This is a genomic window from Pseudooceanicola spongiae, assembly GCF_014899185.1.
Lineage (GTDB): Bacteria > Pseudomonadota > Alphaproteobacteria > Rhodobacterales > Rhodobacteraceae > Pseudooceanicola > Pseudooceanicola spongiae.
On the sequence record NZ_CP045201.1, the window covers coordinates 1,081,085 to 1,098,371 of the forward strand.

Consider the following 17,287-nt stretch of genomic DNA (forward strand, 5'->3'; position numbering starts at 1 on the left):
AGCACATGAAACCCAGCATTCCCTTCGACAATTCCTACGCCGCCTTGCCCGATGGCTTTTTCGCGCGTAGCAAACCGCGCGCGGCCACGGCGCCACGCCTGCTTGCCTTCAACGCGCCCCTCGCCAGCGAGCTGGGAATAGACGCAGGCTCGGACGAAGCGGCGCTCGCGCAAGCCTTTGCAGGCAATGCGCTGCCTGAAGGTGCCGATCCGCTGGCGCAGGCCTATGCCGGTCACCAGTTCGGAGGCTTTTCGCCCCAGCTCGGGGACGGACGCGCCCTGCTGATTGGCGAAGTCGTGGACCGCCAAGGGAAACGGCGCGATTTGCAGCTGAAAGGGTCAGGTCGCACGCCATTTTCACGCGGCGGCGACGGTCTTGCGGCGATCGGGCCGGTCCTGCGCGAATATCTGATGTCCGAGGCGATGTTTGCTCTCGGGGTTCCGACCACACGCTCTCTCGCGGCCGTGGCGACTGGCGATGAGGTGTTTCGCGAAACCCCACTGCCCGGGGCCGTGCTGACGCGGGTTGCCTCTTCTCATCTTCGCGTTGGGACATTCGAGTTTTTCGCCGCAAGGCGCGATGCGTCCCGTATGCGGCAGTTGCTGGAATTCGCGATTGCACGGCACTTTCCGCATGCCAGCACACCGCTTGAGTTCCTGCAGGCCGTCATCGCCGCGCAGGCCGAGCTGGTCGCCCACTGGATGTCGATCGGGTTTATTCACGGTGTGATGAATACCGACAACACCACTATTTCCGGCGAGACCATCGATTACGGCCCCTGTGCTTTCATGGACAATTTCCATCCCGCGACGGTCTATTCCTCGATCGATCGTCAGGGGCGGTATGCCTACGACAACCAACGCCATGTTCTGCCTTGGAATATGGCACAGCTGGCCTCCTCGCTCTTGCTGCTGGAAGACAACACTGACAGCTCGCTGCAGGCCTACACTCAGGCGGTTCACGACATGCCGGGACAGATCGATGCGGCATGGCTGCGCCGGTTCGGTGCCAAGCTGGGGATATCTGCTGCCACAGAAGACGATCGCCCGCTGATCGAGGCGCTACTGGCCCTGATGGCCAATCAAGGCGCCGATTTCACCAACACTTTCCGCGCTCTGTCCTCGGGCGACGTCCGGGCGGCAGCTGCTCTGTTCTCGGATCCGGCGCCTTTGCAGGACTGGGCTGAGGGCTGGCAAAGCAGACTGGCCGCCGAATACGCCCCGTGCGACCTCATGCGCTCCGTCAATCCGGCGGTGATCGCGCGAAACCATCGTGTGGACCAAGCGCTGGTGGCGGCCATGAACGATAACCTGCAGCCGTTTCAGGATCTGCACAGGGTTCTCGCCACGCCGTTTGACCTTGCTGAGACGGATGCAGACTACGCTCAGCCGCCGCGCCCGGAAGAAGAGATCACGGCAACCTTCTGCGGAACCTAGTTCTTGCGGTCAGGCCATTTCTTTAGGCGACGGAAAAAACGTGGGTTACGCTGCACGAAGTCGGCAATCAGGGCTGTGAGCCCGCCCTTTTCCTGCCCCCGCAGATAGCCATAGCCGACCGAGGCGCCGAACGCCGCCCCGATGTGGTCGACGATGATGTCGCCCATGGTGTCGATCAGCCCGGATTTCTGCATATTTGTGCCGAAGATCTGATCCATGCCAAACTCGAAGACCTCCCACATCGCACCCATCGTCACGCCGAAACAAAAGGCGAAAAAGGCGATGGCGAGGGGCGGCGCGGCGTAGCGGTCGCCCTGAAACATCACGAAGACCAGCACAAAACCGATCATCCCGAATCCGACGGCGGAACCGGCGTGCATCACCACGTCCCACCACCAGTATTTGTTATAAAAATCAAACACTTCACCCAAGAACAGCGTCCCCCAGATAAAGGCGACAATCGCCGTCAGAAAGCTCGGCGGGATGCGCACCTGGGTCCAACGCGCCACGTAGATCGGCGCCAGAGACAACCCCAGCGTCGCCGCGGCAACAAACGCGAGAGGCCATCGGCCCAGCACCAGCGACTCTGCTATCGAGAAAAGCAGCGACAGCCAGATCAGCCGCGTCACGATGGTTTGCTCTCTCAACATCTTTGCTTTCCCGATTTCCACGTGTCACATCGCTGATATGAAAACACCCTCGCTTCGTATCGCAACCTACAACCTGCAGAAATGCGTCGGCATGGACCTGAGGCGCAATCCAAGGCGCTCACTTGAGGTGCTGGAGGATACAGGTGCCCTGATATGCGTGCTGCAAGAGGCTGACAAGCGATTGCCACCACGCCCTGCTGCGCTGCCGCACGACATGGTGACGGCTGAAAAATGGCAGATCCTGCAGTTCGGGGCGCCCGGAGGCTCTATCGGCTGGCACGGCAACGCCATGCTGATGCGCCCCGGCACCATCCATGTGGTTGAGACCGATCAGATCGACCTGCCCGGGTTTGAGCCGCGCGGCGCCATCCGGGCGGATCTCGACACACCCATCGGGCCGTTGCGCGTCATCGGGGTGCATCTGGGCCTCGTGCCCCGGTCGCGCCGTCAGCAATGCGCGGCGCTGCGCCGGATGCTGGAGCGTTTGCCGCCCCGTCCGACGATCATCGCGGGTGATTTCAACGAATGGGGCAGTGGCGCAGATCTGAATGCCGAACTGGCGCCCCTGCGCTTTCTGCCCTGCCCGCCCAGCTATCCCGCGATACGTCCCATAGCCGCGCTGGACCGTTTCTGGATCAGCGCCGACCTGAGCGCGGGTCCGGTGCGCCCGCATCTCGCGCAGCCAGCGCGTATCGCGTCTGACCATCTGCCGGTCACTGTAGAGCTGACGGCCCAGCAGCGATAGCCAGCCCGGCTTTGGCGTGCTATCTGCATGTAAACATTTGCAGAACAGAGGTCTTCCATGAACCTGCTTCAGATCGCCTCGCTGTTGATCGTGCTCGCGGCCGCATTTGGCTCCGTGAACTATTTCTTTCTCCGCTTGCCCTCCTCCATCGGCATTCTGCTGGTCGCTCTGCTGACATCCCTTGCAATGCTGGTCTTTGATATCTTTCTGCCGCAGTTCGGGCTGGCAGATCGCATCCGCTCCATCGTCAGCGGCATCGATTTCTCCGAAGCGCTGCTGGAGGGCATGTTGGGTCTGCTGCTGTTTGCCGGAGCCTTGCATGTCAAACTGTCGGATCTGCGCGAGCAATGGCGGATTGTCCTGCTGATGGCGACGATCGGTGTCGCGCTGTCGACCGCCATTGTCGGTGCCGGTTTCAGCTATTTGACGGGCATGCCGATCCTGATTGCGCTGGTCTTTGGCGCGTTGATCGCGCCGACAGATCCGGTGGCGGTTCTGGGTGTCTTGCGCGACGCCGCACTGCCCAAATCGCTGGAGACGAAGATCGCCGGTGAAAGCCTGTTCAACGATGGCGTCGGCTATGTGGTGTTTCTGGTCCTGATCGGCATCGCCTTCCCCAGCACCGAGGGTCATGGGGAGACTGGGATCGCAGCTGCGACAAAGCTGTTCCTTCAGGAGGCCGTCGGCGGCGCTGTGCTTGGCCTCGCACTTGGCTACCTTACCTTTCGGCTGATGCGGCTGATTGATGATGCGTCACTTGAGGTGCTGATCACCCTCGCGCTGGCCTTTGGCGGATACGAGCTTTCCGTGGCTTTGCATGTTTCCGCACCGATCATGGCCGTCTGCGCCGGGCTGTTGATCGGCGATATCGGCGCGCGCCACGGCATGTCGGAAAATACCCGCAAACATGTCGAGATGTTCTGGCACCTGATTGATGAGATCCTCAACGCTGTCCTCTTCCTGCTGATCGGGTTCGAGGTTTTCGCAGTGGCCTTCAGCGCGGACTATCTGCTTGCCGGAGCCATGGCGATCGTGCTGTCGCTGCTGGCGCGACTGGTCGCCGTGGCTGTCCCGGTTCTGATGCTGCGCAGCGTGCGCGATTTCAGCAATGGCACGATCCCGATCATGACGTGGGGCGGGCTGAAAGGCGGCATTTCAGTCGCACTGGTTCTTTCGCTGCCAGAGGGCGAGTGGAAACCCATGATCCTTGCTGCGACCTATTTTATCGTGATCTTTTCAATCGTTGTGCAAGGCCTCACGGTCGGTCGGCTGGCGAAGCGCGTCGGTCGTCAACCTGAACTGATGTAGGTCATGGCAGAATTGCCCGCCCGCCTTCCCCATACAAAGATCACAGTTCACGTAATTCCGCAAAACGCAGCTTGAACCTGTCGACGCGTCATAGAACAAGACAGCCAAAGGCCCGCACGGAGTGAGAGAATGACAAGTCGCAAAGATATCCTTCGGGCCGTGTTCTGGATGAGCGGCTCGGTCATCTCCTTCCTGACCATGGCGCTGGCGGGCCGCAGCCTCGGCAAGACTCTGGATACCTTCGAGATCATGACCTGGCGCAGCCTGACGGGCGCCGTCATCATGATCGTCCTCCTGACACTGCGGGGCAGCTGGAAGCAGATCCGTTTCGATCACATGGGCCTGCATGTCGCGCGAAATATTGCGCATTTCACTGGCCAGAACCTGTGGTTCTTCGCGGTGACGATGATCCCGATTGCACAGGTCTTTGCGCTGGAGTTCACCTCTCCGCTCTGGGTGCTGGCCCTGTCACCCCTCATCCTGGGGGAACGGCTGACCTCGATCCGGGTTGCGGCAGCGCTGCTGGGCTTCGTTGGCATCCTGATGGTGGCGCGACCGGGGGCCGAGGCGATTTCCCCCGGTATCATCGCGGCAGCCACTGCCGCGATCACCTTCGCGTTCACCATGGTCTTTACCAAGCGCCTGACACGCGATGTCAGCACGCTCTGTATTATCTTCTGGATGACGATCACGCAGAGTGTCTTTGGATTGCTCTGCGCCGGCTACGATCTCGACATCACCATGCCCGACATGGCGAGCTTTCCGCTGTTGCTGCTCGTTGGTTGCGCCGGGTTGTTCGGGCATTTCTGTGTCACTACAGCCCTGTCCTTCGCCCCCGCCACGGTCGTCGTGCCGATCGATTTCACCCGCCTGCCACTGGCGGCGATCATCGGCGCGCTGTTCCTTGGAGACAGAATCGATCTTTGGGTTCTGGCGGGCGCCTGCGTGATTTTCGCCGGGAATTATCTGAATATCTGGTCTGAGACACGGCCTCTGACGGTTGCAGACCGGCTCTGACACGGCGTAACCCCGGTTGCAGGCTCGATTTGAGCATCTCCTGCGGTTGTGCAGCTTCCCTTACGCTACGTTTACGCGATCATCCCGCTACGTCAACTTACAAGAGCGATTGATTGCCTAAACAAACATGTGAATATGGCTGACAATCTGACGTCGTAATCTTTAGGGAGGAGGTCGACATGAAACTTCAAGCCGGTATCGCACTGGTCTGTCTGAGTGCATCCACCGCTTATGCGGGCGGAATTGAACGGACAACACAATCAGCCATGATCCTGTATTCCGAAGGAAACCGGGTCGAGCTTAGCTATGGCTATGTCAAACCCAGTGTCTCCGGGACGAGCCGCAGGTTGGTTGCGCCCATCGGCAATGTGGCCAAGGATTTTTCGGTGCCTTCATTCGCGCTGAAAATGGATGTCGATGAAAAGCTCGCCTTTGCGCTGATCTACGACACCCCCTTTGCTTCTGACGTTGAATATCCGGCGAATCCGATGCTGGGCGGTACAATGGCGTCCTCCAACACCGACACGCTGACGGCGCTTGGCAAATACCAGCTGACCGAACAGGCCAGTGTCTTTGGTGGCCTGCGCATTCAGAAAGCCAGCGGCGCGATCACCTTGAAGGGCCTCGCGTATGGTCCGCTGTCGGGCTATTCGGTCGATCTGGGCGAAGATACGGCTGTCGGCTATGTCCTGGGCGCCGCCTATGAGATCCCCGACATCGCAATGCGCGTTGCCCTGACCTACAACTCGGATATTGAGCACGATTTCGACACCGTCGAGAACCTAGCCCCGACCGTCACCAGTTCGACAAAAACCAAGACGCCGTCGTCCTGGAACCTTGAGTTCCAGACCGGGATTGCGGCTGACACGCTGCTGATGGGGTCGATCCGCTACGTCAAGCACTCAGAGTTCAAGGTCGTCCCCGTTGTTTTCGGCAAGTTCCGTCCCGATGGACTTGTGAACCTCGAAGACACCACGACCTACCGTCTGGGCGTCGGGCGTCGGTTCAATGATCGCCTCTCGGGATCGATCATGGTCGGCTACGAAAAGGAAGGCGATCCGCTGGTTTCGCCTCTGGCCCCCAGCACGGGCATGACCTCGCTCACCCTCGGTGTGTCGTACAAGATCTCCGACCAAGTCGAACTGGGCGGCGGGATCAGCCGGACATGGCTTGGCAATGCAACGCCGCAGACTGCCAACTTGGCACAGGCCGATTTCAAGGACAACTCGGCAACCGCTCTGGGCCTGAAGGTCACCTATTCCTTCTAAGCACACGACACGACTTTGGGCGATACGCCCTTCTGCCCGGCCTTTTCACGAAGGTCGGGTTTTTTCGTGTCCGCCCTAAGCGTGTTAACCTAGCATTAGGATTTGACCGCCCCGCGCGCCTCGCCTACCCATGGCCTCAGGCTGGACCCCGGGATACTAAGGAAAACCAATGCTCTACAATTCGCCCCAAGACTGGCGCGACGCCGAAGAAAAGCGCGTACTGCTGTTCGGCATGTCCGGTCTGGGCAAGACCCACGTGTCCAATCTGCTGCGTGATGATGGCGGCTGGTTCCACTATTCCATCGACTACCGGATTGGCACGCGTCACATGGGCGAACACATCGCCGACAATGCCAAGCGTCACGCCATGCAGGTGCCGTTCCTGCGCGAACTGCTGATGACGGATTCGATCTACATCGGCTCCAACATCACGTTCAACAACCTCGCCCCGCTCTCGACCTATCTTGGCAAGCCCGGTGACCCCGCCAAGGGCGGTCTGAGCTTTGAGGACTACATGATCCGTCAGGAGCAGCACCGGGTCGCGGAGATCGCCTCTCTGCTGGACACCGAGCGTTTTGCGCAGCGCGCCGTGACGCTCTATGGCTATCCGCATTTCGTTTGCGACAGCGGAGGCTCGATCTGCGAGGTGGTCAATCCCGAAGATCCAGAAGACGAGGTGCTGAACGCCCTCGAGCAGACGACCCTGCTGGTCTGGATCAAGGGAGATGACGCGCATACCGAGCAATTGGTGCGTCGTTTTGATCGTGCCCCGAAACCGATGTATTACGAACCGGGTTTTCTGCGGCAGGCCTGGCAGGACTACCTGACCTCAAACGAGGTTGCGCCCGATGCGGTGGACCCGGATGCGTTCGTGCGCTGGACCTATGCCCGCGCCCTTGCACATCGCCAACCGCGCTATGCTGCCATGGCCAAACGCGGTGTCACCGTTTCTGCGGATGAAGTTGCGGCCGTGAAAACAGCTGAGGATTTCGAAACCTTGATCGCCGATGCTCTTGCACGACGCACGCCAGCGACTACTTAAACAAACCGCCGCGTCGGCCAACAATCAGGACAGCCCATGCCTATCAAAATCCCCGAAGACCTGCCCGCCTACGATGTACTCACCCGTGAGGGCGTCATGGTCATGTCCGAGGGTCAGGCGGCGCTGCAGGATATCCGCCCGCTACGGATTGGCCTGCTGAACCTGATGCCGAAGAAGATCCAGACCGAGAACCAGTTCGCGCGTCTGATCGGGGCCACGCCGCTGCAGATCGAGCTGAGCCTGATCCGCATGAGCGAGCATCAGACGAAAAACACGGCTGCTGAGCATATGGAGAGCTTTTATCGCCCCTTCTCGGAGGTCGCAGCGACGGGCGAAAAGTTCGACGGTTTCATCATCACTGGCGCTCCGATCGAACATCTTGAGTTCGAGAACGTCACCTATTGGGATGAGATGCGGCAAGTCTTCGAGTGGACGAAAACGCATGTCCATTCGACGTTCGGCGTCTGCTGGGGCGGCATGGCAATGATCAACTACCTGCATGGCGTGCCAAAGCACATGCTGGATGCCAAGTACTTCGGGTGCTTCCCACAGACCAACCTTGAACCCGCCTCACCCTACCTGCGGGGGTTTTCAGACGTCTGCACGGTCCCGGTCAGCCGTTGGACCGAGGTACGACAGTCAGACATTCTCGCTGTCGACGGCCTGAATACATTGCTCGGGGATGAAGACACTGGACCCTGCCTGGTCGAGGATCCCAGCAACAGGGCCCTCTACGTCTTCAACCACTTCGAGTATGACAGCGATACACTGAAGCAGGAATACGACCGTGACGTCGCCGAAGGCAAACAGATCGACGTTCCGCTGAACTACTTCCCCGGCGATGACCCGAGCCGGCGTCCGCAAAACCGCTGGCGCAGCCACGCGCATCTTCTCTACGGCAACTGGATCAACCAGATCTACCAGACGACGCCCTTCGACATGGCCAAAATCGGGACGACGGATAGCGATAGTGCGTAAACCATTTCGGATCGCGGTCGCTATCTGCCTTTGCTTTGCGGCAGTTACAGTCTGGCGGGTGCACGCGCGCAGCGCAGCCTTCGAGGCGGAGTTCCCGCCAGAGGGTCAATTCCTGAGCGTTGACGGCCACCCTGTGCACTACCTCCAGCTCGGGGCGGGGCCGGATCTGGTGCTGATCCATGGGGCATCTGGCAGCACGCGGGATTTCACCTTCTCGCTGGCGGATAAGCTGGCAAAACAGTTTCGCGTCACGCTTTTTGACCGCCCTGGCCTTGGCTATACGCCAGCGCTGGCCCCGCAAGGCGTCACTCTGGACGCTCAAACCGATCTTCTGGCCCATGCCGCGCGCGATCTTGGCCTCGAGGCCCCGATCGTCGTTGGACACAGCTTTGGCGGCGCACTTCTGATGGACTGGGCCGTCCGCCACCCTGACCAGATTGCTGCGGCGGTTTCAATCTCGGGGGCCACATATCCCTGGCCGGGCGAACTCGACAGGTTCAACAGTCTCCTCTCTCAGCCCATTCTGGGCACTGTGATGGCCTATGTTCTTTGTGCCTGGGTCCCGAGAAGCTATGTCATCAGCGAAGTCGGCAGCGTTTTTGCCCCTCAGCAGGCCCCCGCTGGCTATGCCGATTACATCGGTGCGGAACTGAACCTGCGCCCTGAAAGCCTGATTGCGAATGCACAGCAGCGCACGGACCTGCGCCGTCAACTGCGGGAACTCAGCCCGCATTATGCAGAACTGACCCTGCCGATCGAAATCGTGCACGGCACGGCGGATACCACTGTCGACCTCGAAATCCACTCAGCCGCGCTGGCACAGAATGCTCAGCATGCCCATCTTCAGCGGCTGGAGGGGATCGGTCACATGCCCCATCACGTCGCGGAACCTGATGTCATTGCAGCAATTGAGCGCGCAGCCCGCCGCGCCGGATTGCACTGACCGGGTAAGAGTTCCATATTGTATCAAAAGGATACCCCTATGGATCTGCCATTTGACGGCGCCATCAGCGCTTACTTCGAGAATGACGCCCCCGAGCCGATCCGCCAGGCGATCAAGCGGTACGACAAGGGTGATATTCTGAACCCATCCTACCCATATTCGGAACGTATGTCGGGCAAGACCTACGAAAAGGATCTGAGGGCGCTGCAGATTGAACTGGTCAACATGCAAGCCTGGGCCAAGGCAACAGGCGCCCGTATCGTCTGCCTTTTCGAGGGTCGGGATGCGGCGGGCAAAGGCGGTACGATCAAGCGGTTCCGGGAAAACCTGAACCCGCGTGGTGCAAATGTGATTGCCTTGCCGACCCCGAACAACCGCGAACAGGGTCAATGGTATTTCCAGCGCTACATCGATCACCTGCCTGCCCCGGGTGAAATCGTCTTCTACGACCGCTCTTGGTACAACCGCGCTGTGGTCGAGCACGTCTTCGGATTTTGCACACCCTCTGAGCGGGAACAGTTTTTCGCCCAGGTCGGGGATCTGGAAAAGATGCTGGTGGCAGACGGTATCCATCTGTTCAAGTTCTGGCTGAACGTCGGGCGCGCCGAGCAGCTGCGGCGCTTCATCGATCGTGAGCAAGACCTTCTGAAGCAATGGAAGATCAGCAATATCGACGTGAACGGACTGGCGAAGTGGGACGACTATTCCGAGGCCATTTCTGAAACCTTCCTGCGCACTCATACCGATTTCGCGCCCTGGACGGTGATCCGGTCGGATGACAAGCGGCGTGCAAGGCTTGCAGCCATGCGCAAAGTGGTCAGTTGCATCGACTACGATCGCAAATCCAAGACGGCGATTGGTGCGATAGACGATAAGATTTGCGGCGGCCCGGATATCTGGGATGCCTAAGAAACGCGGATATCACCACGGCAACCTGCGACAGGCGCTCGTCGAGGCCGCATTGGAACTGATCGAAGCCAAGGGGCCGACGGGCTTTACCCTCTCAGAGGCCGCAAAGCAGGCTGGCGTCACCCCTGCAGCGGTGTATCGTCATTTTGAGGGGCGCGAGGATCTGATCGCGGAGGCTGCGCACCAAGGCTATGAGATCTTTGCCGATGTCATCGATTATGCCTACCAGAGCGGCCAGCCCTCAGCGCTAGCAGCGTTTGAGGCGACGGGGCGCGCCTATCTCGCCTTTGCGCGCAAGTACCCCGGGCACTACATTGCGATGTTTGAAAGCGGCATCTCCGTCAACCGCAACCCTGAGCTTGCCAAAGTCGCGCGCCACGCATGGGACGTGTTGGAGCGCGCCGCCGAAGATCTGTCCCAGCATATTCCAGCTGAAAAGCGCCCTCCTGCGTCCATGTTTTCGGCCCATATCTGGGCGATGAGCCACGGCGTTGTAGAGCTCTTTGCGCGCAACTCACCGGGCAAGCAAAGCGCCTTTGCGGCTGAGGATTTGCTGGAAACCGGCATCGGTGTCTATCTGCGCGGCCTTGGCCTGATCGCGCCGGACGATTAGCGACATTGAGCGAGGCGAGGGCGTAATCTGTCGCACCGCCCGTTGCGGATCAATTTTTGGGGCCATTTCAGGTCGTGTCAGGCACAACTAACAAAAGTTGATTTCAACCTCGAGACATTAGGCCAGCGTTTTGCGGATCACCGCCGCTTTTCAACCAATGTCGTTCGCAGACTAGTTTCGCCCTACGTATTCGCTTTAGTTGTGCGCGCGTGCTGCATGGCGACCTCTCCTGATTGCATCTTAGGTGTTTGATCCCACGGTTTGATGGTGCGATCCTATCTCAGGATTGGAAGGAAGCATTATGGGACAAGTTCGTCACGGGAGCGCCACGACAACGCACGCCGTCAGAGCTGCAATACAGCGATCCGCTGCCCGGCAGGGTCATGCACAGCATGATCCCGAGAGGGGCAAGCTTCGCTCGCGCAGTTGAGAAAGGAGTTGGCATCAACCCCAAGACCGTCGCAAAGTGGCGCAAGCGTCCGACGGTATAGGATCTGAAGACCGGCCCAAAGGAGCCGCGTTCAATCGTTCTCTCTGAAGCTGAGCAGGCCATTATCGTCGCATTCCGACGGCGCACGCTGCTGCCGCTGGATGATTGCCTCTATGCCCTTCAGCTATCGATTCCGCATCTAACCCGATCGGCACTGCATCTTGCGTCGGGAAAACAATCCCTCGGATCGTTTTCTGACCCTCCTCACCTTCAGCGGCACGGCATCTCTCGCCTGCCGGATATCGAAGGAGACAAGCCAAAGCGCCAGAAGTTCAAGCGCTATCCCATCGGCTTCTTTCATATCGATATCGCGGAAGTTCAGACGGTGGAGGGCAAGCTCTATCTCTTTGCGGGCATTTGACCGGACTAGCAAATTTGCAGCCACGCAACTCGTGGCTAAGGCGGATCGCAAGACAGCGTGGGAGTTCCTCGAGCGTCTGCTCAAGGCCGTCCCCTATCGCATCCACACGATGCTGACTGATAGCGGCATCCAATTCGCCGAACAGCCCCGCAACCGGAACACAGCATACTCACGGCAGATGCGCTTTGACATGATCTGCGAAGTAAATGGGATTGAGCACGGGCTGACCAAACCATCCGTGGACCAATGGCCAGGTCGAGCGGATGAACCGCACGATCAAGGAGGGTGAGGCCCCACGCCGATCCGGGGGATCGGCGACGGCGGAACGTGAAGCGATACCATTACGACAGCCATGATCAGCTGCGCACGCACCTCGCCGACTTCATGGACGCATACAACTTCGCACGCTGGCTAAAGCCCCTGAACGGCCTCACGCCCTACGAATACATCTGCAACATCTGGACTTCAGAGCCACATCGATTCATCAGAAATCCGATCCACCAGATGCCAAAACCAATACACGACATGTCAAACAAAAAAGGCCGCCCAGAGGGCGGCCTTTTCTGAAAAGAAATAATCCAGATCAGCGCTTGGAGAACTGGAAGCTACGGCGGGCTTTGGCCTTACCGTATTTCTTACGTTCCACAACGCGACTGTCGCGTGTCAGGAAGCCAGCAGCTTTCAGAGCGCCGCGCAGGCTCGGTTCGTACAGCTGCAGGGCTTTCGAGATACCATGCTTAACCGCACCAGCCTGACCAGACAGACCACCGCCTTTGACGGTTGCCATAACGTCGAATTCACCTTCGACACCAGCAATCGTGAAAGGTTGACGCAGGATCATCTGCAGAACCGGACGTGCAAAATATGCGGACATATCCTTACCGTTGACGGTTACTTTGCCAGAACCTGGCTTGATCCAGACGCGGGCAACCGCATCCTTACGTTTGCCGGTTGCATAAGAACGGCCAAGCTCGTCACGGGTCGGTGCGGGCAGAGCGTCGGAGTCGAGAGCAGCAGCAACGGAACCGGTGTTAACCGCAACGGTGCCCTTGAGCTCTTCAAGCGAATTGATTTGATCAGCCATCTATCAGCTCCGCGTGTTCTTGGAGTTCATGGATTTTACATCCAGCACGTCAGGCGCTTGCGCCTCATGCGGATGTTCTGCTCCGGCGTAGACGCGCAGGTTGGTCATCTGCTGGCGGCTCAGGCGGTTACCTGGCAGCATGCGTTTGACGGCTGCAGTCACGACACGCTCCGGATAGGCGCCTTCCAGAATCTGGGCGGCGGTGCGGTTTTTAATGCCGCCCGGGTGGCCTGTGTGCCAGTAGTAAGTCTTGTCCGTCCGTTTTTTACCAGTCAGCTGGATCTTGTCAGCGTTGATGATAATCACGTTGTCGCCCATATCCATGTGCGGCGTGAAGGAAGGCTTGTGCTTGCCACGCAGACGCATGGCGACAATCGATGCGAGCCGACCGAGAACAACGCCTTCAGCGTCGATCAGGATCCACTTCTTGTCGATGTCTGCAGGTGTTGCAGAGAAGGTTTTCATGGGGGTGCCCTTTAAGATTGGCAGCCCGCGCGGCGAATGCTTAGCGGGCGAATTGATTGGGCGGTTATACAGGGGAAAAGGCCCCAGTCAAGTGAGCTTAATTCTGAAAACACAAGCAGTTTCAGTTACTTATAATTTAGGTATCTATATACCCCATATTTTTGCGCATCACAGACACCGAAATCTTATCGTCAGACCCCTCCACGAAGCCCCTGTCGGTATCCCGTCGGTACTACGACGGTATTGCGTATGTCATAGTGGCGCGTGCGACAGGTGCGTCGGCCCCCTCAGACCGCAATAGTACGTCGCCCACAGCCAGGGTGCGGCCGAGCTTGAGCAACGTGCAGCTGGCGATCAGATCCGCATGCGCCCGGGGCTTGCGCATGAAGTCCATCGAGCAGCCAGTGGTCACCGTCAGCGCCTTCGGTCCGATCATGGACAGAACCGCCAGGTAGACGCCAACATCGGCCAACGCGAACATGGATGGACCCGAGACTGTGCCACCGGGGCGCAAGTGCCGCTCTGCCACCTTGAGGCGGACGCGAACGGCCATCTCCTCGACATGCTCGATCGCAAAATCCTCGTGCACCTGTGGAAACACTTCGACCAGAAAAGCCGATAGGGCCTCTTTGTCCATCTTCACTGCCATGTCTGATCACTCCTCCCAAAGTGTGACGGTCGCACCCTGCCCTGAGGCAACCCTTATCCGCATCAGCGTCGACCATGTGATGCAGCAACTCAAGCACACGAATTTGCAACGTCACGGCACATGCTTTGCAAAGTGCTCTCCAGCTCAAATGCCTTTGCCTTCAACGCGGCGATGCCGTAAATCGCAGACATGACACAAAAGCTCCATATCATCGGCGGCGGCATGGCCGGATCCGAGGCCGCATGGCAAGCCGCGCAAGCAGGCTGCCCCGTGGTAATTCACGAGATGCGCCCCAGCGTTGAAACCTTCGCACATCGCACCGGCAACCTTGCCGAGATGGTGTGTTCCAACTCCTTCCGCTCGGACGACAGCGAACAGAACGCTGTCGGCCTGCTGCATTGGGAAATGCGCGCCGCGGGCGGCATCATCATGGCCACAGCAGACCGGCATCGTCTTCCCGCGGGCGGCGCATTGGCGGTGGATCGCGATCCCTTCTCCGCTGCCGTCACCGAGACTTTGATGAACCACCCGCTGATCGAGGTGGAGTATGGTGAGATCACCGAGCTGCCGAACGAGGGTCACTGGATCATCGCCACAGGCCCGCTGACCTCCGAAGGACTGGGCCGTGCCATTCAGGCGGAAACCGGGACCGAGGCTCTGGCTTTCTTCGACGCCATTGCACCGATCGTCTATGCCGACAGTATCAACATGGACGTCGCCTGGATGCAGTCGCGCTATGACAAGGGCGAGACCGAGGAAGAGCAGCGCGCTTACCTCAACTGCCCGATGGACAAAGATGACTATGAAGGCTTCATGGACGCGCTGCTGGAGGCCGACAAGGCCGCGTTCCATGAGGGCGAGACGGCAGGCTATTTCGACGGCTGCCTGCCCATCGAAGTCATGGCCGAACGTGGCCGTGAAACCCTGCGCCATGGACCGATGAAGCCTGTTGGTCTGACCAATTCGCACAAGCCACAGGACAAACCCTATGCCGTGGTGCAGCTGCGCCGCGACAACGCTCTTGGCACGCTCTACAATATCGTCGGCTTTCAGACCAAAATGAAGTATGGCTCGCAAGCTGATGTTTTCCGGATGATTCCTGGTCTGGAGGAAGCGCGATTTGCGCGTCTGGGGGGCATTCACCGCAATACCTTCATCAATTCTCCGACGCTGCTGGACGGTCAGATGCGCCTGCGCTCACGTCCCAATATCCGTTTTGCCGGTCAAATCACCGGGGTTGAAGGCTATGTCGAAAGCGCCGCTATGGGCCTGCTGGCCGGGCGAATGGCCGCTGCCGAAATCGCCGGACGCGAGTTGCTGCCCCCGCCACCGGAAACCGCGCTCGGCGCTCTGGTGACGCATATTACCGGCGGCGCAGATGCCAAGACGTTTCAGCCAATGAACGTGAATTTTGGGCTGTTCCCGCCTGTGGATGGGCTGAAAAGCGGCCGTCGCGGACGCAAGGACCGCTACAAGGCCTATACGGATCGCGCCAAGGAGTTGTGGCAAGGCTGGCTGGATGCACAAGAGCCTGTTGCCGCAGACTGATTGCATGAGCATCACCCTGCATATGATTGATATGACATGGTTGTGACCCGATTTGCCCCGTCACCAACGGGACCTTTGCATTTGGGTCACGCCTATTCTGCGCTCACCGCTGAGGCGCTCGCAAGGGGGGCTGGCGGTACGTTTCTGCTGCGCATCGAAGATATCGACAGGTCCCGCGCCCGCCCGGAGTGGGAGGAGCAGATTTACGACGACCTGCACTGGCTGGGTATCGCATGGCCAGTGCCAGTGATGCGTCAGTCGGATCGTTTGCAAAGCTACAGTGAAGCTTTGCAAAGCCTTTGGGACAAGGGCCTGCTCTACCCCTGCCACTGCAGCCGCCGCGACATCGCCGACGCTCTGTCGGCCCCGCAGGACGGCGTCGTTCCAGCCTTCGGACCGGATGGCCCTGTCTACCCTGGTACATGCCGCCCCCACGCGCCCCTGAACGGTGCGATGCCGCTGAACCTGCCGCTAAGGCTGGATATGGCGCGTGCAATAAGGGGCATCGACCTGGTATTCAGCGAGATTGGGTGTGGGCCCGATGGCCAGAGCGGCACCATCACCTATGACGCATCTCATATGATCGCTGAGATAGGTGACGTCGTGCTGGCGCGCCGCGATATGGGCACGTCCTACCATCTGTCGGTTGTGTGTGATGATGCCGCGCAACAGGTCACTGACGTGGTGCGCGGTCAGGATCTGTTCGAGGCGACGGCAATCCACGTGCTGTTGCAGCGCCTCCTCGGCCTGAAGACACCCCTCTATCACCATCACCGCCTCATCCGCGACGCCGACGGCAAACGACTGGCCAAACGCGACGACGCACGCGCGATAGCGGCCTATCGAAACGAGGGCGCGACGCCTGCAGATATCCGTCGCATGGTCGGCCTCTAGACCATCGGCTGCATAAGCTCGACTTCGGCCCCGTCCTGAATGGCGGTGTAAAAGCAGCTGCGGCGGTTGGTATGGCAGGCCGGTCCCGTCTGACGCACCTGGAACAACAGGCTGTCACGGTCGCAATCAACGCGCATCTCGACCAGCTCCTGCACATGGCCAGAGGTCTCGCCCTTGATCCAGAAACCCTGGCGCGAGCGAGACCAATAGGTCACCTTGCCGGTGTTCAGGGTCATGGCGATGGACTCGGCGTTCATCCAGGCCATCATCAGGATCTCACCCGTGTCCGCATCCTGAGCGATCGCGGGAATCAGGCCCTTTTCATCAAACTTGAGTGTCGAGGGATCAAAGCTCATGTACAAACCCTTTGCATCCGGTAAATCGCAGCCTATCTAAGCCAGATGCAATCTGCTGAACAGTGCGGAAAGGATGCGCCATGGCCGAGACGGACCTGATCAAACTCTATTCCAACCGGATCCTGGCGCTCGCGGCCGATATTCCACGGCAGCAGCGGCTCGAGACGCCCGACGCCACCGTCAAGAAACGCGCGCCGCTCTGCGGCTCGACCGTGACTGTGGATGTGCAGGTTTCAGACGACAAGATCATCGATTATGGGCAAGAGGTGCGCGCCTGTGCGCTTGGTCAGGCGGCGGCCAGTATCGTCGGTCAGGCGGTGATCGGCCAGAGCCGCGACCAGATCCATGCCGCCCGGGATGCCCTGAAGGCGATGCTGAAAGACGACGGGCCGACGCCGCCTGCCCCATTTGACGGGCTTGAGGTGCTGCGCCCTGCCCGCGACTACAAGAACCGCCATGCCTCCATCCTGCTGTCCCTGGACGCGCTGTCCGAAGCACTGGATGACGTGCGCAAACGCGACTGCGCTTAAC

General features: G+C 59.4%; 18 protein-coding genes and 1 pseudogene. 14 read left to right on the forward strand and 5 right to left on the reverse strand.

Annotated elements, in window-relative coordinates; all coding sequences use genetic code 11:
* The first annotated feature begins 5 nt into the window (after positions 1–5).
* Positions 6–1,436, forward strand: coding sequence for a protein adenylyltransferase SelO (locus tag F3W81_RS05085; protein ID WP_193082565.1), 1,431 nt, complete (start codon positions 6–8; stop codon positions 1,434–1,436).
* Here F3W81_RS05085 and F3W81_RS05090 read toward each other — a convergent pair.
* Complete coding sequence (locus tag F3W81_RS05090) at positions 1,433–2,086, reverse strand: hypothetical protein (protein WP_193082566.1); 654 nt, start codon at positions 2,084–2,086, stop codon at positions 1,433–1,435. The genes F3W81_RS05085 and F3W81_RS05090 overlap by 4 nt on opposite strands.
* A 37-nt stretch (positions 2,087–2,123) precedes the next feature.
* Here F3W81_RS05090 and F3W81_RS05095 point away from each other — a divergent pair, with 37 nt between their 5' ends.
* From F3W81_RS05095 to F3W81_RS05140, 10 genes and pseudogenes are all read left to right on the forward strand, one after another.
* Positions 2,124–2,831, forward strand: coding sequence for an endonuclease/exonuclease/phosphatase family protein (locus F3W81_RS05095; RefSeq protein WP_193082567.1), 708 nt, complete (start codon positions 2,124–2,126; stop codon positions 2,829–2,831).
* Between the two features lie 57 nt (positions 2,832–2,888).
* Positions 2,889–4,139: a cation:proton antiporter gene (locus F3W81_RS05100; protein ID WP_193082568.1), complete on the forward strand. Its 1,251-nt coding sequence runs from the start codon at positions 2,889–2,891 to the stop codon at positions 4,137–4,139.
* Between the two features lie 129 nt (positions 4,140–4,268).
* A complete protein-coding gene (locus tag F3W81_RS05105; RefSeq protein WP_226941865.1) occupies positions 4,269–5,156 on the forward strand; it encodes a DMT family transporter in 888 nt (295 codons plus the stop codon).
* A gap of 179 nt (positions 5,157–5,335) precedes the next feature.
* Complete coding sequence (locus tag F3W81_RS05110; RefSeq protein WP_193082569.1) at positions 5,336–6,424, forward strand: OmpP1/FadL family transporter; 1,089 nt, start codon at positions 5,336–5,338, stop codon at positions 6,422–6,424.
* A gap of 169 nt (positions 6,425–6,593) precedes the next feature.
* Complete coding sequence (locus F3W81_RS05115) at positions 6,594–7,466, forward strand: ATPase (RefSeq protein ID WP_193082570.1); 873 nt, start codon at positions 6,594–6,596, stop codon at positions 7,464–7,466.
* Positions 7,467–7,502: 36 nt separating this feature from the next.
* Positions 7,503–8,444 carry a homoserine O-succinyltransferase gene (locus F3W81_RS05120; protein ID WP_193082571.1) on the forward strand — a complete coding sequence of 314 codons (942 nt, stop codon included), beginning with the start codon at positions 7,503–7,505 and terminating at the stop codon, positions 8,442–8,444.
* The gene (locus F3W81_RS05125; protein ID WP_193082572.1) at positions 8,437–9,387 is read left to right on the forward strand and encodes an alpha/beta fold hydrolase; all 951 of its coding nucleotides are present in this window, start codon (positions 8,437–8,439) and stop codon (positions 9,385–9,387) included. Before F3W81_RS05120 ends, F3W81_RS05125 begins: the two co-directional genes overlap by 8 nt.
* Positions 9,388–9,426: 39 nt before the next feature.
* Positions 9,427–10,296, forward strand: coding sequence for a polyphosphate kinase 2 (gene ppk2 / locus F3W81_RS05130; protein WP_193082573.1), 870 nt, complete (start codon positions 9,427–9,429; stop codon positions 10,294–10,296).
* Entirely contained in the window at positions 10,289–10,909 is a 621-nt protein-coding gene (locus F3W81_RS05135; protein WP_193082574.1) for a TetR/AcrR family transcriptional regulator, read from the forward strand. The genes ppk2 and F3W81_RS05135 overlap by 8 nt, the downstream gene beginning before the upstream one ends.
* Positions 10,910–11,210: 301 nt before the next feature.
* Positions 11,211–12,327 (forward strand): annotated as a pseudogene (locus F3W81_RS05140) (IS481 family transposase).
* Positions 12,328–12,343: 16 nt separating this feature from the next.
* On the opposite strand, the gene rpsI reads toward F3W81_RS05140, so the two are convergent.
* From rpsI to F3W81_RS05155, 3 genes are all read right to left on the reverse strand, one after another.
* On the reverse strand, positions 12,344–12,844 hold the full coding sequence (gene rpsI / locus F3W81_RS05145) for a 30S ribosomal protein S9 (protein ID WP_193082575.1): 501 nt from the start codon (positions 12,842–12,844) through the stop codon (positions 12,344–12,346).
* A 3-nt stretch (positions 12,845–12,847) separates the two neighbouring features.
* Positions 12,848–13,309, reverse strand: a complete 462-nt coding sequence (rplM, locus tag F3W81_RS05150) for a 50S ribosomal protein L13 (protein WP_193082576.1) — start codon at positions 13,307–13,309, stop codon at positions 12,848–12,850.
* Positions 13,310–13,541: 232 nt separating this feature from the next.
* Positions 13,542–13,958, reverse strand: a complete 417-nt coding sequence (locus F3W81_RS05155) for a PaaI family thioesterase (RefSeq protein ID WP_193082577.1) — start codon at positions 13,956–13,958, stop codon at positions 13,542–13,544.
* 189 nt (positions 13,959–14,147) lie between these two features.
* On the opposite strand from F3W81_RS05155, the gene trmFO reads away from it, so the two are divergent.
* On the forward strand, positions 14,148–15,506 hold the full coding sequence (trmFO, locus tag F3W81_RS05160) for a methylenetetrahydrofolate--tRNA-(uracil(54)-C(5))-methyltransferase (FADH(2)-oxidizing) TrmFO (RefSeq protein ID WP_193082578.1): 1,359 nt from the start codon (positions 14,148–14,150) through the stop codon (positions 15,504–15,506).
* Positions 15,507–15,542: 36 nt separating this feature from the next.
* Entirely contained in the window at positions 15,543–16,400 is an 858-nt protein-coding gene (gene gluQRS, locus F3W81_RS05165) for a tRNA glutamyl-Q(34) synthetase GluQRS (RefSeq protein WP_193082579.1), read from the forward strand.
* Here the strand turns inward: gluQRS and hisI are convergent.
* Positions 16,397–16,756, reverse strand: a complete 360-nt coding sequence (gene hisI, locus F3W81_RS05170) for a phosphoribosyl-AMP cyclohydrolase (protein WP_193082580.1) — start codon at positions 16,754–16,756, stop codon at positions 16,397–16,399. The two genes, gluQRS and hisI, sit on opposite strands and share 4 nt — an antisense overlap.
* 80 nt (positions 16,757–16,836) lie before the next feature.
* Here hisI and F3W81_RS05175 point away from each other — a divergent pair, with 80 nt between their 5' ends.
* The gene (locus tag F3W81_RS05175; protein WP_193082581.1) at positions 16,837–17,286 is read left to right on the forward strand and encodes an iron-sulfur cluster assembly scaffold protein; all 450 of its coding nucleotides are present in this window, start codon (positions 16,837–16,839) and stop codon (positions 17,284–17,286) included.
* Position 17,287 lies beyond the last annotated feature (1 nt).